The 18,985-nt window shown below is 60.0% G+C and carries 18 protein-coding genes; 5 read left to right on the forward strand and 13 right to left on the reverse strand.

Annotated features, from left to right (window positions below; translation table 11 throughout):
* Both ACQKP2_RS20175 and trxA read right to left on the reverse strand, forming a co-directional pair.
* The coding region (locus ACQKP2_RS20175) for a Rho termination factor N-terminal domain-containing protein (RefSeq protein WP_427578900.1) at positions 1–262 on the reverse strand (262 nt) is incomplete at its 3' end.
* A gap of 247 nt (positions 263–509) precedes the next feature.
* Complete coding sequence (gene trxA / locus ACQKP2_RS20180; RefSeq protein WP_003206727.1) at positions 510–839, reverse strand: thioredoxin TrxA; 330 nt, start codon at positions 837–839, stop codon at positions 510–512.
* Between the two features lie 321 nt (positions 840–1,160).
* Between trxA and ppx the strand changes: the two genes are divergently transcribed.
* On the forward strand, positions 1,161–2,663 hold the full coding sequence (gene ppx, locus ACQKP2_RS20185; RefSeq protein ID WP_427578902.1) for an exopolyphosphatase: 1,503 nt from the start codon (positions 1,161–1,163) through the stop codon (positions 2,661–2,663).
* A 166-nt stretch (positions 2,664–2,829) separates the two neighbouring features.
* Here the strand turns inward: ppx and ppk1 are convergent, their stop codons facing one another.
* Both ppk1 and hemB read right to left on the reverse strand, forming a co-directional pair.
* The gene (gene ppk1, locus ACQKP2_RS20190) at positions 2,830–5,055 is read right to left on the reverse strand and encodes a polyphosphate kinase 1 (protein WP_427578904.1); all 2,226 of its coding nucleotides are present in this window, start codon (positions 5,053–5,055) and stop codon (positions 2,830–2,832) included.
* Between the two features lie 18 nt (positions 5,056–5,073).
* Positions 5,074–6,087 (reverse strand): porphobilinogen synthase, encoded by a 1,014-nt coding sequence (hemB, locus tag ACQKP2_RS20195; protein WP_427578905.1) that lies wholly within the window; start codon positions 6,085–6,087, stop codon positions 5,074–5,076.
* A 207-nt stretch (positions 6,088–6,294) separates the two neighbouring features.
* Between hemB and ACQKP2_RS20200 the strand changes: the two genes are divergently transcribed.
* A complete protein-coding gene (locus ACQKP2_RS20200; RefSeq protein WP_427578907.1) occupies positions 6,295–6,921 on the forward strand; it encodes a DedA family protein in 627 nt (208 codons plus the stop codon).
* Here the strand turns inward: ACQKP2_RS20200 and ACQKP2_RS20205 are convergent.
* A complete protein-coding gene (locus ACQKP2_RS20205) occupies positions 6,902–8,137 on the reverse strand; it encodes a sterol desaturase family protein (protein ID WP_427578909.1) in 1,236 nt (411 codons plus the stop codon). The genes ACQKP2_RS20200 and ACQKP2_RS20205 overlap by 20 nt on opposite strands.
* A 115-nt stretch (positions 8,138–8,252) precedes the next feature.
* Here ACQKP2_RS20205 and elbB point away from each other — a divergent pair, with 115 nt between their 5' ends.
* Positions 8,253–8,921 carry an isoprenoid biosynthesis glyoxalase ElbB gene (gene elbB / locus ACQKP2_RS20210; RefSeq protein WP_427578911.1) on the forward strand — a complete coding sequence of 223 codons (669 nt, stop codon included), beginning with the start codon at positions 8,253–8,255 and terminating at the stop codon, positions 8,919–8,921.
* 125 nt (positions 8,922–9,046) lie between these two features.
* Here the strand turns inward: elbB and ACQKP2_RS20215 are convergent, their stop codons facing one another.
* From ACQKP2_RS20215 to ACQKP2_RS20235, 5 genes are all read right to left on the reverse strand, one after another.
* Complete coding sequence (locus tag ACQKP2_RS20215) at positions 9,047–9,502, reverse strand: YaiI/YqxD family protein (RefSeq protein WP_427578912.1); 456 nt, start codon at positions 9,500–9,502, stop codon at positions 9,047–9,049.
* A gap of 107 nt (positions 9,503–9,609) precedes the next feature.
* Positions 9,610–11,508 (reverse strand): FTR1 family protein, encoded by a 1,899-nt coding sequence (locus ACQKP2_RS20220; protein WP_427578913.1) that lies wholly within the window; start codon positions 11,506–11,508, stop codon positions 9,610–9,612.
* 161 nt (positions 11,509–11,669) lie between these two features.
* Complete coding sequence (locus tag ACQKP2_RS20225; RefSeq protein ID WP_427578915.1) at positions 11,670–12,302, reverse strand: LysE family transporter; 633 nt, start codon at positions 12,300–12,302, stop codon at positions 11,670–11,672.
* A 221-nt stretch (positions 12,303–12,523) separates the two neighbouring features.
* Entirely contained in the window at positions 12,524–13,105 is a 582-nt protein-coding gene (locus tag ACQKP2_RS20230) for a mechanosensitive ion channel domain-containing protein (RefSeq protein ID WP_427578916.1), read from the reverse strand.
* Positions 13,105–15,015 carry an ATP-binding cassette domain-containing protein gene (locus ACQKP2_RS20235; RefSeq protein WP_427578917.1) on the reverse strand — a complete coding sequence of 637 codons (1,911 nt, stop codon included), beginning with the start codon at positions 15,013–15,015 and terminating at the stop codon, positions 13,105–13,107. Before ACQKP2_RS20235 ends, ACQKP2_RS20230 begins: the two co-directional genes overlap by 1 nt.
* A 50-nt stretch (positions 15,016–15,065) precedes the next feature.
* Between ACQKP2_RS20235 and ACQKP2_RS20240 the strand changes: the two genes are divergently transcribed.
* Positions 15,066–15,530 (forward strand): TIGR02444 family protein, encoded by a 465-nt coding sequence (locus tag ACQKP2_RS20240; RefSeq protein WP_427578918.1) that lies wholly within the window; start codon positions 15,066–15,068, stop codon positions 15,528–15,530.
* Here ACQKP2_RS20240 and ACQKP2_RS20245 read toward each other — a convergent pair.
* The gene (locus ACQKP2_RS20245) at positions 15,527–16,705 is read right to left on the reverse strand and encodes an AlgP family protein (protein WP_427578919.1); all 1,179 of its coding nucleotides are present in this window, start codon (positions 16,703–16,705) and stop codon (positions 15,527–15,529) included. The two genes, ACQKP2_RS20240 and ACQKP2_RS20245, sit on opposite strands and share 4 nt — an antisense overlap.
* 192 nt (positions 16,706–16,897) lie before the next feature.
* On the opposite strand from ACQKP2_RS20245, the gene ACQKP2_RS20250 reads away from it, so the two are divergent.
* Entirely contained in the window at positions 16,898–17,563 is a 666-nt protein-coding gene (locus ACQKP2_RS20250; protein WP_427578921.1) for an FKBP-type peptidyl-prolyl cis-trans isomerase, read from the forward strand.
* A 61-nt stretch (positions 17,564–17,624) separates the two neighbouring features.
* On the opposite strand, the gene rsd is transcribed toward ACQKP2_RS20250, so the two are convergent.
* Positions 17,625–18,083, reverse strand: coding sequence for a sigma D regulator (gene rsd, locus ACQKP2_RS20255; protein ID WP_427578922.1), 459 nt, complete (start codon positions 18,081–18,083; stop codon positions 17,625–17,627).
* 177 nt (positions 18,084–18,260) lie between these two features.
* Positions 18,261–18,812 (reverse strand): disulfide bond formation protein B, encoded by a 552-nt coding sequence (locus tag ACQKP2_RS20260; protein WP_427578923.1) that lies wholly within the window; start codon positions 18,810–18,812, stop codon positions 18,261–18,263.
* Positions 18,813–18,985: the final 173 nt, after the last annotated feature.

Raw genomic sequence — 18,985 nt, forward strand, 5'->3', positions numbered from 1 at the left:
GACGGCTCTGGCTCGGAGAGACGTAGATTTCGGCTTGACCTTCGAGATAGGAGGCGTCTGCAGAGCGGAGGAAGCCGAAGCCGTCCTGGAGAATCTCCAGCACGCCATCACCGGAGATTTCCTCGCCGCTTTTCGCGTGCTTTTTCAGCAGAGAGAAAATCACGTCCTGCTTGCGCGAACGGGCCATATTTTCTATGCCCATCTGTTCGGCCAATTCGAGCAGTTCGGTAATCGGCTTTTGCTTGAGTTCAGTCAGATTCATATAGGAATGACGTAATCATTTATGGAGGGGGGAAATTAAGCTTTTGGCTTAATGAGGCCGCGCCGCGGAGAAGGCGACAGGATCGCGTACTTATTCGAAAAGGAGTGCGTCGGCGACGGCTTGCAGGGGGCAATGGAGAAACCAGTGCGGGGCCGAATGTAACACCTGAGTTTGGGAGCGTCTAGCCCTCAATACGCAAAAAGCCCCGCAAATTGCGGGGCTTTTTCAAGACACTTTGCAGCGACGCTTAGATGTTGGCGTCGAGGAAAGCGGCCAGTTGCGACTTCGACAGGGCGCCGACCTTGGTCGCTTCAACGTTGCCGTTCTTGAACAGCATCAGAGTCGGGATACCACGTACGCCGTGCTTGGCCGGGGTTTCCTGGTTTTCGTCGATGTTCAGCTTGGCAACGGTCAGCTTGCCTTTGTAAGTCTCGGCAATCTCGTCCAGAACAGGAGCGATCATTTTGCAAGGGCCGCACCACTCAGCCCAGTAGTCGACCAGTACAGCGCCTTCAGCCTTGAGTACGTCGGCCTCGAAGCTAGCGTCGCTAACGTGTTTGATAAGATCGCTGCTCATGGAATTCTCCAGGGTTGTAAGCAAAAAAACGTGGCCCATCATAGCCGCCCTTCCCTCGTTCAGGAAGCTGCAGATGATTGAGTCTCGCTATGGGGATTCATGAGTTTGGATATGGCTCGGGTCATGAAATGCCAGTGATGTCGTCATCGCGAGCAGGCTCGCCCCTACAGGACCCTCTAACCTCTGGGAGCGGGCCTGCTCGCGATTGACCGCGCAACGGTCACCGACTTTCCTGCACTGGATCAAGGCATTGAACACTGCGCGTTGGCGGCAGCCTTTGATCGTGGCACGATGTCGAGGTAATCGACCGAGACCCTGACCATGCCGCAATCCCAAGCCAAGAATCTGTCCCTGATCGCCGGTATCGACCTGGGCTCCAACAGTTTTCACATGGTCGTGGCCAAGGCCCAGAACGGCGAGATCCGTATTCTCGAGCGTCTCGGGGAGAAGGTCCAACTGGCCGCCGGCATCGACGAAGAACGCCATCTGAGCGAAGAGGCCATGCAGCGTGGGCTCGACTGCCTCAAACGCTTCGCCCAACTGATCAGCGGCATGCCCACCGGCGCCGTTCGCATCGTCGGCACCAATGCCCTGCGTGAAGCCCGCAACCGTGCCGAATTCATCCATCGCGCCGAAGAAATCCTCGGTCACCCGGTAGAAGTCATCTCCGGTCGCGAAGAAGCGCGCCTGATCTACCTCGGCGTGTCCCACACCCTCGCTGATAACCCGGGCAAGCGCCTGGTGGCCGACATCGGCGGCGGCAGTACCGAATTCATCATTGGCCAGCGCTTCGAACCGCTGCTGCGCGAAAGCCTGCAGATGGGTTGTGTCAGTTACACCCAGCGCTATTTCAAGGACGGCAAGATCACGCCGGCCCGTTACGCCCAGGCGTACACCGCGGCACGCCTGGAGATCATGGGCATCGAGCATGCCCTGCACCGCCTGACCTGGGATGAGGCCATCGGTTCCTCGGGCACCATCCGTGCCATCGGCCTGGCGCTGAAGGCTGGCGGCCAAGGCTCGGGCGAGGTCAATGCCGAGGGCCTGGCCTGGCTCAAGCGCAAGCTGATCAAGCTGGGGGATGTCGAGAAGATCGACTTCGAAGGCGTCAAGCCTGACCGTCGGGCAATTTTCCCGGCGGGTCTGGCGATTCTCGAAGCCATCTTCGACTCCCTTGAACTGCAACGCATGGATCACTGCGAAGGTGCCCTGCGCGAAGGCGTGCTCTACGACCTGCTGGGCCGTCATCATCACGAAGACGTGCGCGAACGCACCCTCACTTCGCTGATGGAGCGCTACCACGTCGATCAGGAACAGGCCGTACGGGTCGAGCGCAAGGCGCTGCACGCGTTCGATCAGGTGGCCAAGGACTGGGATCTGGAAGACGGCGTCTGGCGCGAACTTCTAGGCTGGGCGGCCAAGGTCCATGAAGTGGGCCTGGACATCGCCCACTACCAGTACCACAAGCACGGCGCCTATCTGATCGAGCACTCGGACCTCGCCGGTTTCTCCCGCGAAGACCAGTTGATGCTCGCCCTACTGGTACGCGGGCACCGTCGCAACATCCCCAAGGACAAGTTCGCCGAATTCGACGAAGACGGCATCAAGCTGATTCGCCTGTGCGTGTTGCTGCGCTTTGCGATCCTGTTCCATCACATTCGCGGTACCCAGCAAATGCCTCAGGTGGAACTCAATGCCAACGGCAACAGCCTGGAAGTGGTTTTCCCGGAAAAGTGGCTGGAGGACAACCAACTGACCCAGGCCGACTTCGCCATCGAAGCGGAGTGGCTGACCCGAGTAGACATCGTACTGAGCGTCCGCTAAGGACCTGTAGGAGCGAGCAAGCTCGCGATGGTCGTTAACGATGACGCGGGAGACCTGACACCCAGCGGCGCACTCTTGTCCATCGCGAGCATGCTCGCTCCTACAGGGGCCGTGGCCTAACAAAAAAGGCGACCCTTTGGGGATCGCCTTTTTTGTTACTCGAAGATCAGCTACTAACCGGAAGAATCGGACTGCCCAAACGCTCAAGCAACGTGGCCTGGGCGCTGCGCGGATTCTGGTTGCCGGTCGGCGTGTTGCGGATGTAGCGGCCGTCCGACTGCAAGCTCCAGCTGTGGGTGTTGTCGGTCAGATACAACTCCAGCTCTTTCTTGACCCGCATGATCAGCTTCTTGCCTTCCACCGGGAAGCAAGTCTCGACGCGCTTGTCGAGGTTGCGCTCCATCCAGTCGGCACTGGAAAGGAACATCTGCTCGTCACCGCCATTGAGGAAGTAGAAGACCCGGGTGTGTTCCAGGAAGCGGCCGATGATCGAACGCACGTGAATGTTGTGCGAAACACCGGCGATGCCTGGACGCAGGCAGCACATGCCACGCACGACGAGGTCGATGCGCACGCCTGACTGGCTGGCCTTGTACAACGCGCGGATGATTTTCGGATCGGTCAGCGAGTTGAACTTGGCGATGATGTGCGCCGGTTTGCCGTCGAGAGCGAACTGGGTTTCGCGGGCAATCATGTCGAGCATGCCCTTTTTCAGGGTGAACGGCGCATGCAGCAGTTTTTTCATGCGCAGCGTCTTGCCCATACCGATCAACTGACTGAACAGTTTGCCGACGTCTTCGCACAAGGCGTCATCGGAGGTCAGCAGGCTGTAGTCGGTGTACAGGCGAGCGTTGCCGGCGTGGTAGTTGCCGGTACCCAGGTGCGCGTAACGCACGATCTCGCCGGCTTCACGACGCAGGATCAGCATCATCTTGGCGTGGGTCTTGAAGCCGACCACGCCGTAGATCACCACCGCACCGGCCGCTTGCAGGCGGCTGGCCAGTTGCAGGTTGGACTCTTCGTCGAACCGCGCACGCAATTCGATCACCGCCGTGACTTCCTTGCCGTTACGCGCCGCGTCCACCAACGCATCGACGATTTCCGAGTTGGCGCCGGAACGGTACAAGGTCTGGCGCACCGCCAACACGTTCGGGTCCTTGGCGGCCTGACGCAGCAGATCGACCACAGGCGTGAACGACTCGAACGGGTGCAGCAACAGGATGTCCTGCTTGCTGATCACACTGAAGATGTTCTCGCTGTTCTGCAGCAGTTTCGGGATCTGCGGGGTGAACGGCGCGTGTTGCAGGTCGCGCTGGCTGTCCAGGCCGGTGATGCTGAACAGACGCGTCAGGTTCACCGGCCCGTTGACCTGGTACAGCTCGGTCTCACTCAGGTTGAACTGTTTGAGCAGATAGTCGGACAGGTGTTTGGGGCAGGTGTCGGCCACTTCCAGTCGCACCGCGTCGCCATAACGACGGGAGAACAGTTCGCCGCGCAGTGCACGGGCCAGGTCTTCGACGTCCTCGGAATCGAGCGCCAGGTCGGCGTTTCGGGTCAGGCGGAATTGATAGCAGCCTTTTACCTTCATCCCCTGGAACAGGTCATCGGCGTGAGCATGGATCATCGACGACAGGAATACGTAGTTGTCGCCAGGGCCGCCGACCTCTTCCGGTACCTTGATGACGCGCGGCAACAGGCGTGGCGCTGGAATGATCGCCAGACCGGAGTCGCGGCCGAAGGCATCGATACCTTCCAGCTCGACGATGAAGTTGAGGCTCTTGTTCACCAGCAACGGGAAGGGGTGCGTCGGATCGAGGCCGATCGGGGTAATGATCGGCGCGATCTCGTCGCGAAAATACCGGCGGACCCAGGTCTTGAGCTTGGTCGTCCAGTAACGGCGACGGATAAAACGGACCTGATGCTTTTCCAGCTCCGGCAACAGAATGTCGTTGAGGATCGCGTACTGGCGGTCAACATGACCGTGGACCAGCTCACTGATACGGGCCAGCGCCTGGTGCGGTTGCAGACCATCGGCACCCGCCTGTTCACGGGCAAAGGTGATCTGCTTCTTCAGGCCGGCCACTCGAATTTCGAAGAACTCGTCCAGGTTGCTGGAAAAGATCAGCAGGAACTTCAACCGTTCCAGCAACGGGTAAGACTCGTCCAGCGCCTGTTCCAGCACGCGGATATTGAACTGCAGTTGCGACAGCTCGCGATGAATGTACAGGCTGCTGTCATCCAGGCCAGGAATGGCAATCGCCGGCGCCGCCAGCGCGGGCTCGGTCACCGAGGCAGGTGGCGCAGGCTCCAGTTCCGGCGGAGTTTCGTCGATTTGCTCAACCACGGGTTGAGCTTCTTGTACGGCAACTTCAGTGAGTACTTCGGTATTCATCGAATGTTCCTGGGAGGGCTATTTTTGCTCTCGTAACAATTGAGCTGCGCGAACGGCAAAGTACGTCAGGATGCCATCAGCACCTGCCCGTTTAAAAGCGGTCAGGGACTCGAGGATAACCCCTTCGCTCAACCAGCCATTCTGGATTGCCGCCATGTGCATGGCATATTCGCCGCTGACTTGATAAACAAACGTCGGCACTTTGAATTCTTCTTTGACCCGGCAAAGAATATCCAGATACGGCATGCCCGGCTTGACCATGACCATGTCCGCACCTTCTGACAAGTCTGCCGCCACTTCGTGCAGGGCTTCGTTGCTGTTTGCCGGGTCCATCTGATAGGAGGCCTTGTTGGCCTTGCCAAGGTTGAGCGCCGAACCGACCGCATCGCGGAACGGGCCGTAATAGGCGCTGGCGTACTTGGCCGAATAAGCCATGATCCGCACATTGACGTGACCGGCCACCTCCAGCGCTTCACGGATCGCCTGGATACGGCCGTCCATCATGTCCGACGGCGCCACGACCTGAGCGCCCGCTTCGGCGTGGGACAGGGCTTGCCTGACCAGTGCATCCACGGTGATGTCGTTCTGTACGTAACCTTCTTCGTCGAGAATGCCGTCCTGACCGTGGGTGGTGAACGGGTCCAGCGCGACGTCGGTAATCACGCCCAGCTCAGGGAACTGAGCACGCAGGGCACGGGTAGCGCGCTGGGCGATGCCCTCCGGATTCCACGCTTCGGCGCCATCCAGCGACTTCAGTTCCACCGGCGTCACCGGGAACAGCGCCAGCGCCGGAATCCCCAGCTCGACCCACTTGGCCGCCTCTTCAAGCAACAGATCGATGGTCAGGCGTTCGACGCCCGGCATCGAGGCCACCGCTTCACGACGGTTTTCACCGTCCAGTACAAACACCGGCAGAATCAGGTCATCGACGGTCAGGACGTTTTCACGAACCAGGCGACGCGAAAAATCGTCACGACGGTTGCGGCGAAGGCGGGTTGCGGGGAACAAACGATTGGCGGGGGTGAAGCTCACGGCAGACTCCTGAGCCCGCGCGTACGGGCGAGCGTGACAGTTATAAGCGGCCATTATGACGAACACATGACAGTTGTGCGTATCCTGCGGCACGTAGCCGCATTCCATTGTCCTTGTAGGAATTGTTCACGTCGAGACACATTTGGACACTTTCCTGAATGTGTCCGAAGGGTTAGGCTGCGCGTTCATTTCGCCAGCACCCAGACAATGCTCCAACAATTTCTGCATGACTTCGGCTACTTTGCCCTGTTTCTCGGCACGTTCTTCGAAGGCGAAACCATTCTGGTACTCGCAGGCTTCCTCGCGTTCCGCGGATACATGGACCTCAACCTCGTAATGGTCGTGGCGTTCTTCGGCAGCTATGCCGGCGATCAGCTGTGGTACTTCCTGGGGCGCAAGCACGGGCGCAAGCTGCTGGCGCGCAAACCCCGCTGGCAGATGATGGGTGACCGGGCGCTGGAACATATCCGCAAGCACCCGGACATCTGGGTCCTGAGCTTCCGTTTCGTTTACGGCCTGCGCACGGTGATGCCGGTTGCGATCGGCCTGTCCGGCTATCCGCCTGGCCGCTACTTGCTGCTCAACGGTATTGGCGCAGCCATCTGGGCCGCTGCGCTGGCAGCGGCGGCGTATCACTTCGGTGCAGTGCTGGAAGGCATGCTTGGCAGCATCAAGAAGTACGAATTGTGGGTGCTGTGCGGCCTGCTCGTCCTGGGACTGGGTCTATGGTTGCGTCGGCGTTTCAAGAATGCGCGACTTGCCCAGCAGGTCTACGCCGACGAACAAGCCCTTAAAACCCGCCAGACCGACGACCCTAAGACGCCAGCCGAGTGAAACGGTTTCGGCAGCAATACAGACCGATACCACTGAACAGGCTGTAACTGAGCAGGCCGACCCAGCCCACCGTGCTGGCCGGCCATAGCCCCACCACCGACGCCAGCCAGACCAGCGGCACATTCGATGCCAGCCGCAACAACTCCAGCTTCAATCCCCACGGCCGATTCTCCAGGGCCGCACCCAGCACGAACAACCCCAGTGCCACCGCGCCCCACCCCAGCACCAGCGCGGCCGTAGGCAGGCTCTGTTCCAGATTCATCAGATAACTGCCCAAGGCGACATAGACGCCGAACTGCGCAATGACATACCACTGCTGGCGACTGTCCAGGGGCACTTCGAACTTGCGGAACTGGCTCAGGTCAGGCTTGTTCATCGGGTACTTGGCCGCCACATCCGCCGGCCGCCAACCGGTGCGCATGAACCAGATCCTCAACTTGTCCCAGGTGCTTTCGGCTCGCCGTGCGTCCGCCCACAGTTGCGCATAGAACTGCACATTGGCCCACAGTGGGTTCCAGCTCGCCAATGGCGTGGTCACGCCGAATATCACCGGCACATTGTCGTCTTCTTCCTGGAACGAGCCGAACAGGCGGTCCCAAACAATGAACACACCGCCGTAATTGCGATCCATGTAGAGAGCATTCTGCGCATGGTGGGCCCGATGGTTGGAGGGCGTGACGAAGAACCACTCGAACCAGCCGAGCTTGGGAATGTGCCGGGTATGCACCCAGAACTGGTACAGCAGATTCAACGCGGCAACGCTGACAAACACCACCAGCGGCACCCCGGCCACGGCCAGGGGCAGATAGAAGATCCAGCTCAGCAGAAACCCGGTGCTGGTCTGACGCAGGGCGGTGGACAGGTTGTAGTCCTCGCTCTGGTGATGCACCGAATGCGCGGCCCAGAGAATGTTGCGCTCGTGGCCCATGCGGTGCAGCCAGTAGTAGCAAAAGTCATAAAAGACGAAGGCAAACACCCAGACCCACACACTGTCGGCAGACAGCTCGAACAGCGCCAGATGCTTGAGGGCGAACGCATAGGTCACCAACCCTACGCCTTTGGTCAGCAGGCCGGTGGTGGTCGACAACACGCCGGTACTGATGCTGTTGACCGCATCGGCCACCCGATAGTTGTTCACCCCACGCCACCGGTCGGCAAGCAGCTCGACGGCGATCAATACAAAGAAAAACGGCACTGCATACAAAATGAAGTCCATGACGCGCCCTGAGCGGAAACTTGAGGACAGATCCTATGTGTAGCCGCGATTCAACCCTATGGCAACGAGTGACAAATTAGTGGACATTTAACGCCATGAATCTGGAGAAATGCCCATGAGCAAAAAAGTTGCAGTGATCCTTTCCGGTTGTGGCGTATTCGACGGCGCCGAGATTTATGAGAGCGTGATTACCTTGCTGCGCCTGGATCAACGCGGAGCGCACGTACAGTGTTTTGCACCGAATATTGCGCAACTTCACGTGATCAATCACCTGACGGGTCAGGAAATGCCCGAATCGCGCAATGTGCTGGTGGAATCGGCACGCATTGCCCGCGGCGAGATCAAGGACATTCGCGAAGCAGACGCCGATGAATTCGATGCGCTGATCATTCCCGGCGGGTTCGGTTCAGCCAAGAACCTCTCCAACTTCGCCGTCGAAGGCACAGGTTGTACCGTGCAACCGGACGTCCTGGCCTTGACCGAAGCCTTCGCCGAAGCCGGCAAACCGGTCGGCCTGATCTGCATATCGCCAGCCCTGGCAGCCAAGATCTACGGCCCGGGCGTGACCTGCACCATCGGCAACGACGCCGACACCGCAGCCGCGCTGAACAAGATGGGCGCCACCCACAAGGAATGCGCAGTGAGCGACATCGTCGAAGACAAGGCGCGAAAACTGGTGACGACGCCAGCCTACATGCTGGCGCAATCGATCAGCGAAGCCGCCTCCGGCATCAACAAGCTGGTCGACCGCGTGCTCGAACTGACCCACGAAAACGACGCCTGACCCCGATCCCTCCCTCCTGATCGTTCCCACGCTCCGCGTGGGAATGCATCCCGGGACGCTCCGCGTCCCAACGGACCTGACGTGGCTGGAACGCGGAGCGTTTCCCACGCAGAGCATGGGAACGATCAGGGGGTGCGGGATAGCCGGGTGAGTATGCGGTCCAGTGCATTGGCAAACGCCTGCTTCTCGCGGTCGCCGAATGGCGCCGGCCCACCGCTCACCTGCCCTTGCTCGCGCAATTCGGCGAACAGGTTGCGCACCGCCAGTCGGTCGCCCATGTTTTGCGCATCGAATTCCTTGCCCCGTGGGTCCAGCGCCGCCACGCCTTTTTTCACCAGGCGGTCGGCCAGGGGCACATCACTGCAAATCACCAGTTCACCGGGTACGGCGTGTTCCACCAGGTAGTCGTCGGCCGCATCCGGACCGCTCGGCACCACGATCAGCTTCACCAGGGCAAGGCCCGGCTTGATCTGTGGCTGCCCTGCCACCAGTACCACTTCAAACCGGCGCTTGAGGGCGAACTTGACCACCAGGTCCTTGGCTGGCCGAGGACAGGCATCGGCATCGATCCACACACGCATCGTGTTTTCCTCTGTTGAAAAGCTTCGCGGGCAAGCCCGCTCCCACAAGGTTAACGCTAAACCTGTAGGAGCGAGGCTTGCCCGCGAACATGAGCGAAGCGAATGCTTTAGGAAACCTGCACCCGTTGCTTCTCGGCCATGCGACTACGGCTGTACAACACGATGATCGCAATCATGGCCACGGCTTGCGCGCTCAACGAGTACGCATCGGCATGAATCCCCAGCCAGTCGAACTCAAAGAACGGCACCGGCCGGGTGCCGAAAATTCCAGCCTCTTGCAGCGCCTTCACGCCATGCCCGGCGAACACCACCGACAAGGCGCAGAGCAGGCCAGCGTTGATGCTGAAGAACAACGCCAGCGGCAAGCGTGCCGAACCACGCAGGATCACCCAGGCCAGTCCCACCAGCAGCACCAGCGCCGTTGCACCGCCGGCCAGCACCGCGTCGTGCCCGGCAGGGCCTGCTTGCAGCCACAGGGTTTCGTAGAACAGGATCACCTCGAACAATTCGCGGTACACCGAGAAGAACGCCAGGATGGCAAAGCCAAAACGCCCGCCACCGCCGACCAGGCTGCTTTTGATGTAATCCTGCCAGGCGGCGGCATGGCGGCGATCGTGCATCCACACGCCCAGCCACAGCACCATGACACTGGCGAACAACGCCGTCGCGCCCTCCAGCAATTCGCGCTGCGAACCACTGACATCAATCACATAGGCCGCCAGCGCCCAGGTCCCAAGACCGGCCAGCAGCGCCAGGCCCCAACCGACGTTGACGCTGCGTACTGCCGACTGCTGGCCGGTGTTGCGCAGGAAAGCGAGAATCGCCGCCAGCACGAGAATCGCTTCCACCCCTTCGCGCAACAGAATCAGCAGGCCGGAGATGAAGCTCAGGGACCAACTCAAGCCATCGCTGCCCAGCAGGTCGGCGGAAGTCTTCAATTTGGCCTTGGCCGCCTCCAGACGTTGCTCGACCTGATCCAGCGGCAAGCCATCCTGCAAGGACTGACGGTAAGCCATCAGCGATTTTTCCGTGTCTTTGCGCACGTTGGCATCGACGTTATCCAGCGAGCTTTCGACCAGTTCGAAGCCTTCCAGGTACGCCGCCACCGACAGGTCGTATGCCTGTTCGTGGTCGCCGGCACGGTAGGCCGCGACACTCTTGTCCAGTGTGGCGGCGGTGTAGTCGAGCAGTTGCGCCGGGCCACGCTTGACCTGCGGCGGCTGCGCCCGCTGCGCACGGAAGATTGCCGTGGCTTGCGGGCCCTCGGCGGCCTCCACTTCCGCCGGCGTCTGGCGGGCCAGATCGGCAATGTTGTAGAGCTTGTCGCTTTTGGCCGCTGCCGCATCGGCACTGAAACCGGCGATGTAGGTCGCCAGGTCCCAACGTTGACGATCATCCAGTTGATCGGCGAAGGCCGGCATGTCCGTGCCTTCGATCCCCAGGCCCAGGGAGTTGTAGATTGCGTAGAGGCTCAGATGATCCAGGCGCGCGTGATCGCGCAAGTTGGTCGGTGGCGGCGTCAGGCCGACACCTGCCGGACCATCGCCCGCCCCTGCATCGCCGTGGCATACCGAACAGTGCTGGGCATACAAGGGAGCGCCACGGGTCGGGTCAGGCGTGATGATCGGGGCCTGACTGACCTCGTAGGTCACCGCCAGTTTTGCACCGAGTTGACGCGCCTGACGGGCAACGTCAGCGCTGTCCTGTCGTGCAGCGATCGCATCACGCAATGTGCCGATGCCTTGCTCCAACCCGGCCTTTTCAGGCTTGGCGGGCATGGCGGACACCAGGCGTTGCAAGGTCTGGACGAACGTCAGTTGCTCACGGTATTCAGCCTCGTCGACAACCTTGTTTGCCTGCACCGCCTGCGGGTAGTCCGCACTGATGTAGTCGAGTAAATGCAGGGCTTGCGGTGCCCCTTCCACGGTGTCTGCCAGCAGATTGAAACTGCATAAGGCAAACACCGGCGCTATGAGCCAGGCCAGGAATCGGGACGGGGCAATCATGAATGAATCTCAATTGGAAACACGAAGTAATATATTGTTCCCTCCCAATCACTTTCACTCAAGCGTTGTCTGCGCGAACACCCGACGCGCGCAGCGTCGTGAACCCCATGAAAACGCAAAAGGCGACCACCAGGGTCGCCTTTTCTGTTTGCTACAGCCGTTTACACAACGGCTTTTCGCAAGGTCGCCATGAATGCCGCAGCACCAATGAACAGCCCGGCAAAGGTACGGTTCATGCGTTTCTGCTGTTTCGGCGTGCGCAACAGGCGCAGCACCTTGGAGGCCAGCCCGGTGTAGCCGGCCATGACGATCAGATCCACGCAAATCATGGTGAAACCGATGATCAGGTACTGAATCAGCAGTGGCGCGTGCGGATCAATGAACTGCGGCAATACCGCCAGCATGAAAACCAGCGCCTTGGGGTTGCTGATGTTCACCAGGAAACCACGGAAAACCAGGGCCATCGGCTTGCCGATCTGGCGAGGGCTCGCGTCATCGCTCATGTTGCTGGGCAACGCACGCCATTGCTTGATCGCCAGGTACACCAGGTACGCTACGCCGAACCATTTGATCGCATAAAAGGCTGTCGCTGACGCAGTGAGAATCGCGCCTACACCAGCGCCGACAATGGCGATTTGCAGTGCAAGACCCAATTGAAGCCCCAGGGCGTTCCAGTAACCGCGCCAGAACCCGTATTGCAGGCCGCTGGACATCGACGCAATGGCGCCCGCCCCGGGGGACAGACTGATGACCCAGCAGGCGGCAAAAAACGCCAGCCATGTTTGAAGTTCCATTGCACACCTCGACTCGGACTCGTGACAAACGTCCAAGCTAATGCGGATTTGGGAGAATGACTACCGATTTTTTGCAGGATGTTGCGGTTGCCGACCAGCGTTTACAGCTTCAAGACCCTATCGCGAGCAGGCTCGCTCCCACAGGGTATACGCAATCCTGTGGGAGCGAGCCTGCTCCGGGCGGCGTTCCGACGATGGCAATAGGTCAGCCAACGAAAGGCCTACTTCTCAAAACCGCTGGAAGGGAGCACATCACTGCCACGCCAGCGACGAACCGAGCGTTGGAAAAACAAGCTGTTGGGCACCTGCACCATGGCGCTGCCAGTGCCGAGCTCTTGGGCCTCAATCAATGTGGTGTACAGAAGGTTGATCGCCACGACCCGCCCCTTCACGCCAGGCTTGTCGGTCGTGTCCACCAACTCGACCACATCGCCGATGCGGAACGGGCCGACCGTGAAGATCAGGATCGCGCACAGCAGGTTGGAGAGCACGCTCCACATGGCGAAGAACGCCACCGCAGCGACCGCGACAAAACCGGAAAGGGCCGTCCAGAGCACCGTGGCCGAAACGCCCAGGCGTTCGAGGACAAAAATCAGTGCACTGCCCATGATCAACCAGCGCTGGCCTCCGCGCAGCGGCATGAGCAACTGCGGCGGAAACGGGTAGCGCTCGCCGAGACGGTTCAGGCCTTTGGCGACAAAACGTTGAGCGGTGTATGCGGCCAACAGGATCAGCAGGATTTGCACGCCAAGCCAGATCGGCTCAACCCACACTGCCGGCAACGGCAGTTTGAGTGCCTCCATCAGGACAGCGCCTCCAGCTCGGCCTGCATGTTTTCCAGCAGCTCCAGCGCTTCCATCCAGGCCTCTTCCAGCTCAGCTTCACGCACCTTCAGCTTGGCCTGATCGGCCAGCAGGTCGCGCAGTTCATTCTTGCGCGCCGGTTCGTAGATATCGCTGTCGCCGAGGCTGGCATCGATTTTCGCCAGTTTCTCGTGCAGCTTGCCCAGTTCGGCCTCGAGCTTGTCTGCTTCGCGCTTGTGGGGAGCCAATTGTTGACGCAGTGCAGCCGCGGCCTGACGCTGGGCTTTCTTGTCGGTCTTGTCCGGGTTCACCGGTGTGTTGCTGACCGGCGCATTGCGCTGACGATAATCCACCAGCCAACGGGTGTAGTCGTCCAGGTCGCCGTCAAACTCTTCGACCTTGCCGTCCGCCACCAGATAGAAGTTGTCGGTGGTGCTTTTGAGCAGGTGCCGGTCGTGGGAGACCACCAGTACTGCGCCGCTGAATTCTTGCAGGGCCATGGTCAACGCCAGGCGCATTTCCAGGTCCAGGTGGTTGGTCGGTTCGTCGAGCAGCAACAGGTTTGGCCGCTCCCAGGCGATCAACGCCAGCGCCAGACGCGCTTTTTCGCCTCCGGAGAAATTGAGTACCGGCTCGTCGATTCGTGCGCCCCGGAAGTCAAAACCACCCAGGAAGTCGCGCAGGGTTTGCTCGCGCTCGGTGGGCGCCAGGCGCTGCAGGTGCAGCAATGGACTGGCCTTGGCGTCCAGCGAGTCGAGCTGATGCTGGGCGAAGTAGCCAACGACGGTGTTTTCACCACGGGCCATCCGGCCGGCCAACGGCGAGAGTTCACCTGCGAGGTTTTTGATCAGGGTCGACTTGCCTGCGCCATTAGGGCCAAGCAAGCCAATGCGCGCGCCAGGGGTCAACTGCAGCTTGACCTTTTCCAGCACGGTTTTCTCGCCGTAACCCAGGCGCGCATCGGACAGATCGATCAGCGGGCTGGAAATTTTCTGCGACTCGCGGAAAACGAAATCGAACGGCGAGTCGACGTGAGCAGCGGTCAGCTCTTCCATCCGCTCCAGCGCCTTGATCCGGCTCTGGGCCTGGCGGGCCTTGGTGGCCTGCGCCTTGAAACGGGCGATATAGCTTTCCATGTGCGCACGCTGCGCTTGCTGCTTCTCGTAGGCTTGTTGCTGCTGAGCCAGGCGTTCGGCGCGGGCGCGCTCGAAAGCGCTGTAGCCGCCGCGATAGAGCGTGATCTTGCGCTGATCGACATGAGCCACATGATCGACCACGGCATCGAGGAAATCCCTGTCGTGGGAGATCAACAGCAAGGTGCCGGGATAGCCCTTGAGCCACTCTTCAAGCCAGATGATGGCATCGAGGTCCAGGTGGTTGGTGGGCTCGTCGAGCAACAACAGATCCGACGGGCACATCAAGGCCTGGGCCAGGTTCAGGCGCATCCGCCAGCCACCGGAGAAATCTCCGACCTGGCGATCCATCTGCTCATTGGTGAACCCAAGGCCGGCCAGCAGCTTGCGAGCACGTGCGTCGGCGGTGTAACCGTCGGCGCTGTCGAGTTCCGAGTGCAGGCGAGCCTGTGCGGCGCCGTCATGGGACGCTTCGGCAGCGGCCAGATCGCGTTGTACCTGGCGCAGGCGCAGGTCGCCATCGAGCACGTAGTCGACCGCCAGGCGTTCGAGGGTGTCGACCTCCTGGCGCATGTGGGCGATACGCCAGTCGGCCGGCAGGAAGCAATCGCCCGAGTCCGGGTGCAGCTCGCCCCGGAGCAAGGCGAACAGGCTCGATTTGCCGGCACCGTTGGCACCGATGAGGCCGGCTTTCTGGCCGGCGTGCAGGGTCAACTCGGCGTCTTCTAGCAGACGCTGAGGGCCACGCTGTAAAGTCAGGTTCTGAAGTCGAATCATAATGGCGGCGGAGTCTACCAGCTTCGCTCGCAACTGGCGCGAGTAGCACTATGTCCTCTGACCTGTGGAGCTTTTCCCTGGCCCTCTATGCCCAACCCGGCATTGAGCAGGCATGCCTGCAATTGCAGTCGACCGGCAGCAACGTGTGCCTGTTGCTGTGCGCAGCCTGGCTAGGCCAGCAAGGTATCAGCTGCGATGAGCAGCGCTTGCAGCAACTTCATGACACGACCAGGCCATGGGACGCCGAGGTCGTGCGACCACTGCGAGCCTTGCGTATGCAATGGAAAACTGCGGCAGCGCAGGACTCCGGGCTGCAAAAGTTGCGCGAACAAGTGAAGACGCTGGAACAGGAAGCCGAACGGCAGCTGTTACTGCGACTGGAATGTGTGGCGAAGGGTTGGCCCCGACATGAGGCGAGCGACCTGTTGGCCTGGCTCGAAGGCATGGTGGCGGGTTCCGGCCACCTGGACCGCGACGCGCTGCATCAGCTGCACGTCGCGGTAACCGGCTCTTAGGAAGCGCTGGTTGGGGTGGTGGTCGCTGTGCTCGGAACAGCGGCCGGTGTTGGTGCTGGTGCTGTTGCGGGTGCAACGGTCGAAGCGGCGGCTGCCGGAGCAGGTGCTGCCGATGGAGCCGGGGTGGCTGGCTTGGCAACAGGTGCCGCTGCAGGCTTGGCAGCGACCGGTTTTTTCACTGCCGGTTTGGCCGCTGGTTTTGCAGCAGGCTTGGCAGCGGCTGGCTTGGCTGCAGGCTTGGCAGCTGGTTTCGCTGCACTGGCTGCGGCCGGTTTGGCAGCCACGGCAGGTTTTGCCACGGCCGGTTTGGCAGCAGGTTTTGCAGGTGCTTTTGCTGCAGGTTTTGCTGCTGGTTTGGCAGCAGGTTTCGCCGCCACAGGTTTAGCGGCCGGCTTGGCTGCTGCAGGCTTCGCTGCTGCGGTTCTGGCGGCTGGTTTAGCGGCTGGTTTTGCCACTGCTTTTGCGGCGGGTTTTGCCGCTGGTTTCGCCACTGCTTTTGCAGCAGGTTTTGCCGCTGGTTTTGCAGCAGCGGTTTTAGTCGCCGCTGGTTTGGCGGCGGCTTTCGCAGCTGCTGGCCTGGCGGTGGCAGGTTTGGCAGCAACGCTTTTAGCCGCTGGCTTGGCGGCGCTTGCCGCAACCGGTTTGGCAGCGGCAGGTTTGGCTGCAGCTTTTACCGGTGCTTTGGCAGCCGGTTTGGCGGCAGGCTTGGCCGGTGCTTTTGCAGCAGCCGGTTTGGCAGCGACTTTCCTGGCAGGAGCCGCAGCAGGCTTGGCTGCACGCAAGGTCAACGCCTTGCCGACAGCCTCTTGTACACGACCAATGCCCTGGGCCAGTTTCAGGCTTTCCTGAGCGTCGCGCTTGAGTTGAAGAATGTAGCCACGAGTGTCCGACTGACGCTCCTTGAGCGCATCCAGCAGGTTCTCGAGTTCCTGTACCGCATCCTTGGCTTTGGTCTGTGCCTTGGCCTTTCCGGCTGCTGCGGCGTCCTGCAATTTGGTACGGGATTTGTGCAGTTTTTCCTGCGCTTTTCCACGCTGTTTTTCCAGCTTGGCGAGCAGTTTTTCAGCATCAGCCAAAGCTTCGGAGCAAGCGTTTTCCAGATGCTCGAGCAGGCTGCCCGAGAGTTGTTGGAGTAGGTGCAATGGAGTGTTTACTGGCTTCTTGGTGGCCGACATGGTTTACCTCCTGGCTGACGTGAGTGCGGCTCATACTAGACCTCTGCAGCAACCGCCGCTAGGGCATCTTGACACTATCCAAAGCGCTGCGTTGCAAAGGATTGAAAATGTTCTGCGCTCGAGCAAAAGCAGTTCACCTTCGAATGCATTCACACTGGCATAATCGGCCGCATTTCAGGTCGGAGAGTGCCCATGTCGCGCTACCTTTTTTTATCGCTGTGCGTGATTTTTTCCGTGGCTCAGGCTGCCGAAAAAAACCAGGAAAATGAAGCTCACGATCTCGCCTACAGCTTGGGCGCGAGCCTGGGCGAACGCTTGCGCCAGGAGGTTCCCGACCTGCAACTCAAAGCGTTGGTAGAAGGTCTGGAACAAGCCTATCAAGGCAAACCGCTGGCGTTGAAAGACGAGCAGATCGAACAGATTCTGACTGAACATGAGGCACGGATTGCCATGCAGTCCCCTGCACCGCAAACCGAGTTGGCGCTGAAAAACGAGCAACGCTTTCTCGCCGATGAAAAAGCCAAACCCGGTGTACGCGAGCTGGCGGACGGGATACTGCTGACGGAGCTGACGCCAGGGACGGGCCCCACGGCCGGACCCAATGGCAAGGTGCAGGTGCTTTACGTCGGACGCCTTCCCGACGGCACCGTGTTCGACCAGAACAGCCAGCCACAATGGTTCAGTCTCGATAGCGTGATCAGCGGCTGGCGCAGCGCGCTGCAAAACATGCCGGTCGGTGCCAAATGGCGCTTGGTGATTCCATCGGCACAGGCCTATGGTGCCGACGGTGCCGGCGACCTGATCGCGCCCTTCACACCGCTGGTATTCGAAGTCGAATTGCGCGGTGCCACGAGCTGACGACGACAATGAAAAACGGCGTGCCTTGGCACGCCGTTTCGGTGGATCGCGGGAAAGCGCTTCAGGCCTGGACCGAATCAGTTTCCTTGTGGGCGGTGTGCAACACTTCGATCAGGCAGTCTTCCAGTTCGAATCGTTCATGCAACAGACCACCCAGCGTTTTGAACTCTTGAGCGACACATTTCCCGGCATCGCACAGGTCATTGAACGCGAGCAATTTCTCGGTGATGACATCAATGCGCGGGTAGATCGTCTCGGCGAGTTCCAGACCACGCTTGTCGTTGAAGGCTTTGGCCTCCCCCGTCAGTTGCTCGTAGATCTCGAAATGCCCGGCTGAAACATAATCAACCAGTACACCGCAAAACTCCTGCAAAGGCTTTCGGTTCTCACCCAGTGCCTCGGGTCTCTCGCCGAGGGCATCATAGGCTCGAACCAGTTCGTGACGTTCCTGCAACCAGCGATCGATCAGCAGATGCACTCCACCCCAACGTTCCTGAGCATTCTGACAACTTTCGAGCATGGCGTTCTCTCTTCCCTTGTGGGTCATGCTGCTCTATGCCCGTCGTACTCTTGCAGCTCAAGAATCGATCAGGCAGAGCGTCATCGAACAACATAATTCCAATGACAGGTGCGGGCCAGATTATGCCCGCGCGACTGTGGCTTCAAGGTACGCACGCGATAAAGTTCATACAAGTGTTTAATCGCCCCCCAGGGCCCGGTGCGACGACTCGCCGCCGAGTGGTCGCTGCAAGGCGCTCCAGACAAGGCGCGACAGCTGATAAACACTCAGGATCATCATCGCGACAAAGAACAGCAGGCTCCACTCCGGAACACTCAGGTCGAACAGCGTCCATGAAATCTGTGCGCAGTCGATGGTGCCATCGAACATCTGCCGCACGATGCATGGCCATGGCGCACTGGCGAACAACTCGACAAGTCCGGCTGCGCAATTCAATGACGGATCAGCAGGATCGTTTTGCAAAAGCACTTGTCGCCACGCAGTAAACGCACCGCCCACACTGCAAAGCAGACCGAGCAACCAATACAGAAAAGAGCCAAGACGACCGGCGCCCTGCACGGCAGCCATAAGGCAAATACCTGTCAGCGACGCCAGGCAAACCCGCTGCAACAGGCACAAGACGCAGGGCCTGAGGCCGATGGAGTATTCCAGATAGTAGGACACGCCCAGGACCAGGGCGCCCGCAACGAAAACCATGAAAAACAACGAGCGTGTGCAGGCCAACGACATGGCTTTTCCGTAACTGTAGGGACCGACGGCTACGGTAGAGTAAAGCCCGACAGCGTTTCAAGGCTGGCTGGTAGGGACTCTTCAGCAGAGGTGTAAGGATTACCCGACAGAAACCAGAGGATCAGATGTAGCCCTTTGTAGGACTCTACTGAAGACCTGATAGGACTACATGT

The organism is Pseudomonas sp. NPDC089569, from assembly GCF_050280625.1.
Taxonomy (GTDB): Bacteria; Pseudomonadota; Gammaproteobacteria; order Pseudomonadales; family Pseudomonadaceae; genus Aquipseudomonas.

Coding starts and splice junctions, on each gene's coding strand:
- trxA (WP_003206727.1), bottom strand. CDS start 839: ATGAGCAGCGATCTTATCAAACACGTTAGCGACGCTAGCTTCGAGGCC.
- ppx (WP_427578902.1), top strand. CDS start 1,161: ATGCCGCAATCCCAAGCCAAGAATCTGTCCCTGATCGCCGGTATCGAC.
- ppk1 (WP_427578904.1), bottom strand. CDS start 5,055: ATGAATACCGAAGTACTCACTGAAGTTGCCGTACAAGAAGCTCAACCC.
- ACQKP2_RS20200 (WP_427578907.1), top strand. CDS start 6,295: ATGCTCCAACAATTTCTGCATGACTTCGGCTACTTTGCCCTGTTTCTC.
- ACQKP2_RS20205 (WP_427578909.1), bottom strand. CDS start 8,137: ATGGACTTCATTTTGTATGCAGTGCCGTTTTTCTTTGTATTGATCGCC.
- elbB (WP_427578911.1), top strand. CDS start 8,253: ATGAGCAAAAAAGTTGCAGTGATCCTTTCCGGTTGTGGCGTATTCGAC.
- ACQKP2_RS20215 (WP_427578912.1), bottom strand. CDS start 9,502: ATGCGTGTGTGGATCGATGCCGATGCCTGTCCTCGGCCAGCCAAGGAC.
- ACQKP2_RS20220 (WP_427578913.1), bottom strand. CDS start 11,508: ATGATTGCCCCGTCCCGATTCCTGGCCTGGCTCATAGCGCCGGTGTTT.
- ACQKP2_RS20225 (WP_427578915.1), bottom strand. CDS start 12,302: ATGGAACTTCAAACATGGCTGGCGTTTTTTGCCGCCTGCTGGGTCATC.
- ACQKP2_RS20230 (WP_427578916.1), bottom strand. CDS start 13,105: ATGGAGGCACTCAAACTGCCGTTGCCGGCAGTGTGGGTTGAGCCGATC.
- ACQKP2_RS20235 (WP_427578917.1), bottom strand. CDS start 15,015: ATGATTCGACTTCAGAACCTGACTTTACAGCGTGGCCCTCAGCGTCTG.
- ACQKP2_RS20240 (WP_427578918.1), top strand. CDS start 15,066: ATGTCCTCTGACCTGTGGAGCTTTTCCCTGGCCCTCTATGCCCAACCC.
- ACQKP2_RS20245 (WP_427578919.1), bottom strand. CDS start 16,705: ATGTCGGCCACCAAGAAGCCAGTAAACACTCCATTGCACCTACTCCAA.
- ACQKP2_RS20250 (WP_427578921.1), top strand. CDS start 16,898: ATGTCGCGCTACCTTTTTTTATCGCTGTGCGTGATTTTTTCCGTGGCT.
- rsd (WP_427578922.1), bottom strand. CDS start 18,083: ATGCTCGAAAGTTGTCAGAATGCTCAGGAACGTTGGGGTGGAGTGCAT.
- ACQKP2_RS20260 (WP_427578923.1), bottom strand. CDS start 18,812: ATGTCGTTGGCCTGCACACGCTCGTTGTTTTTCATGGTTTTCGTTGCG.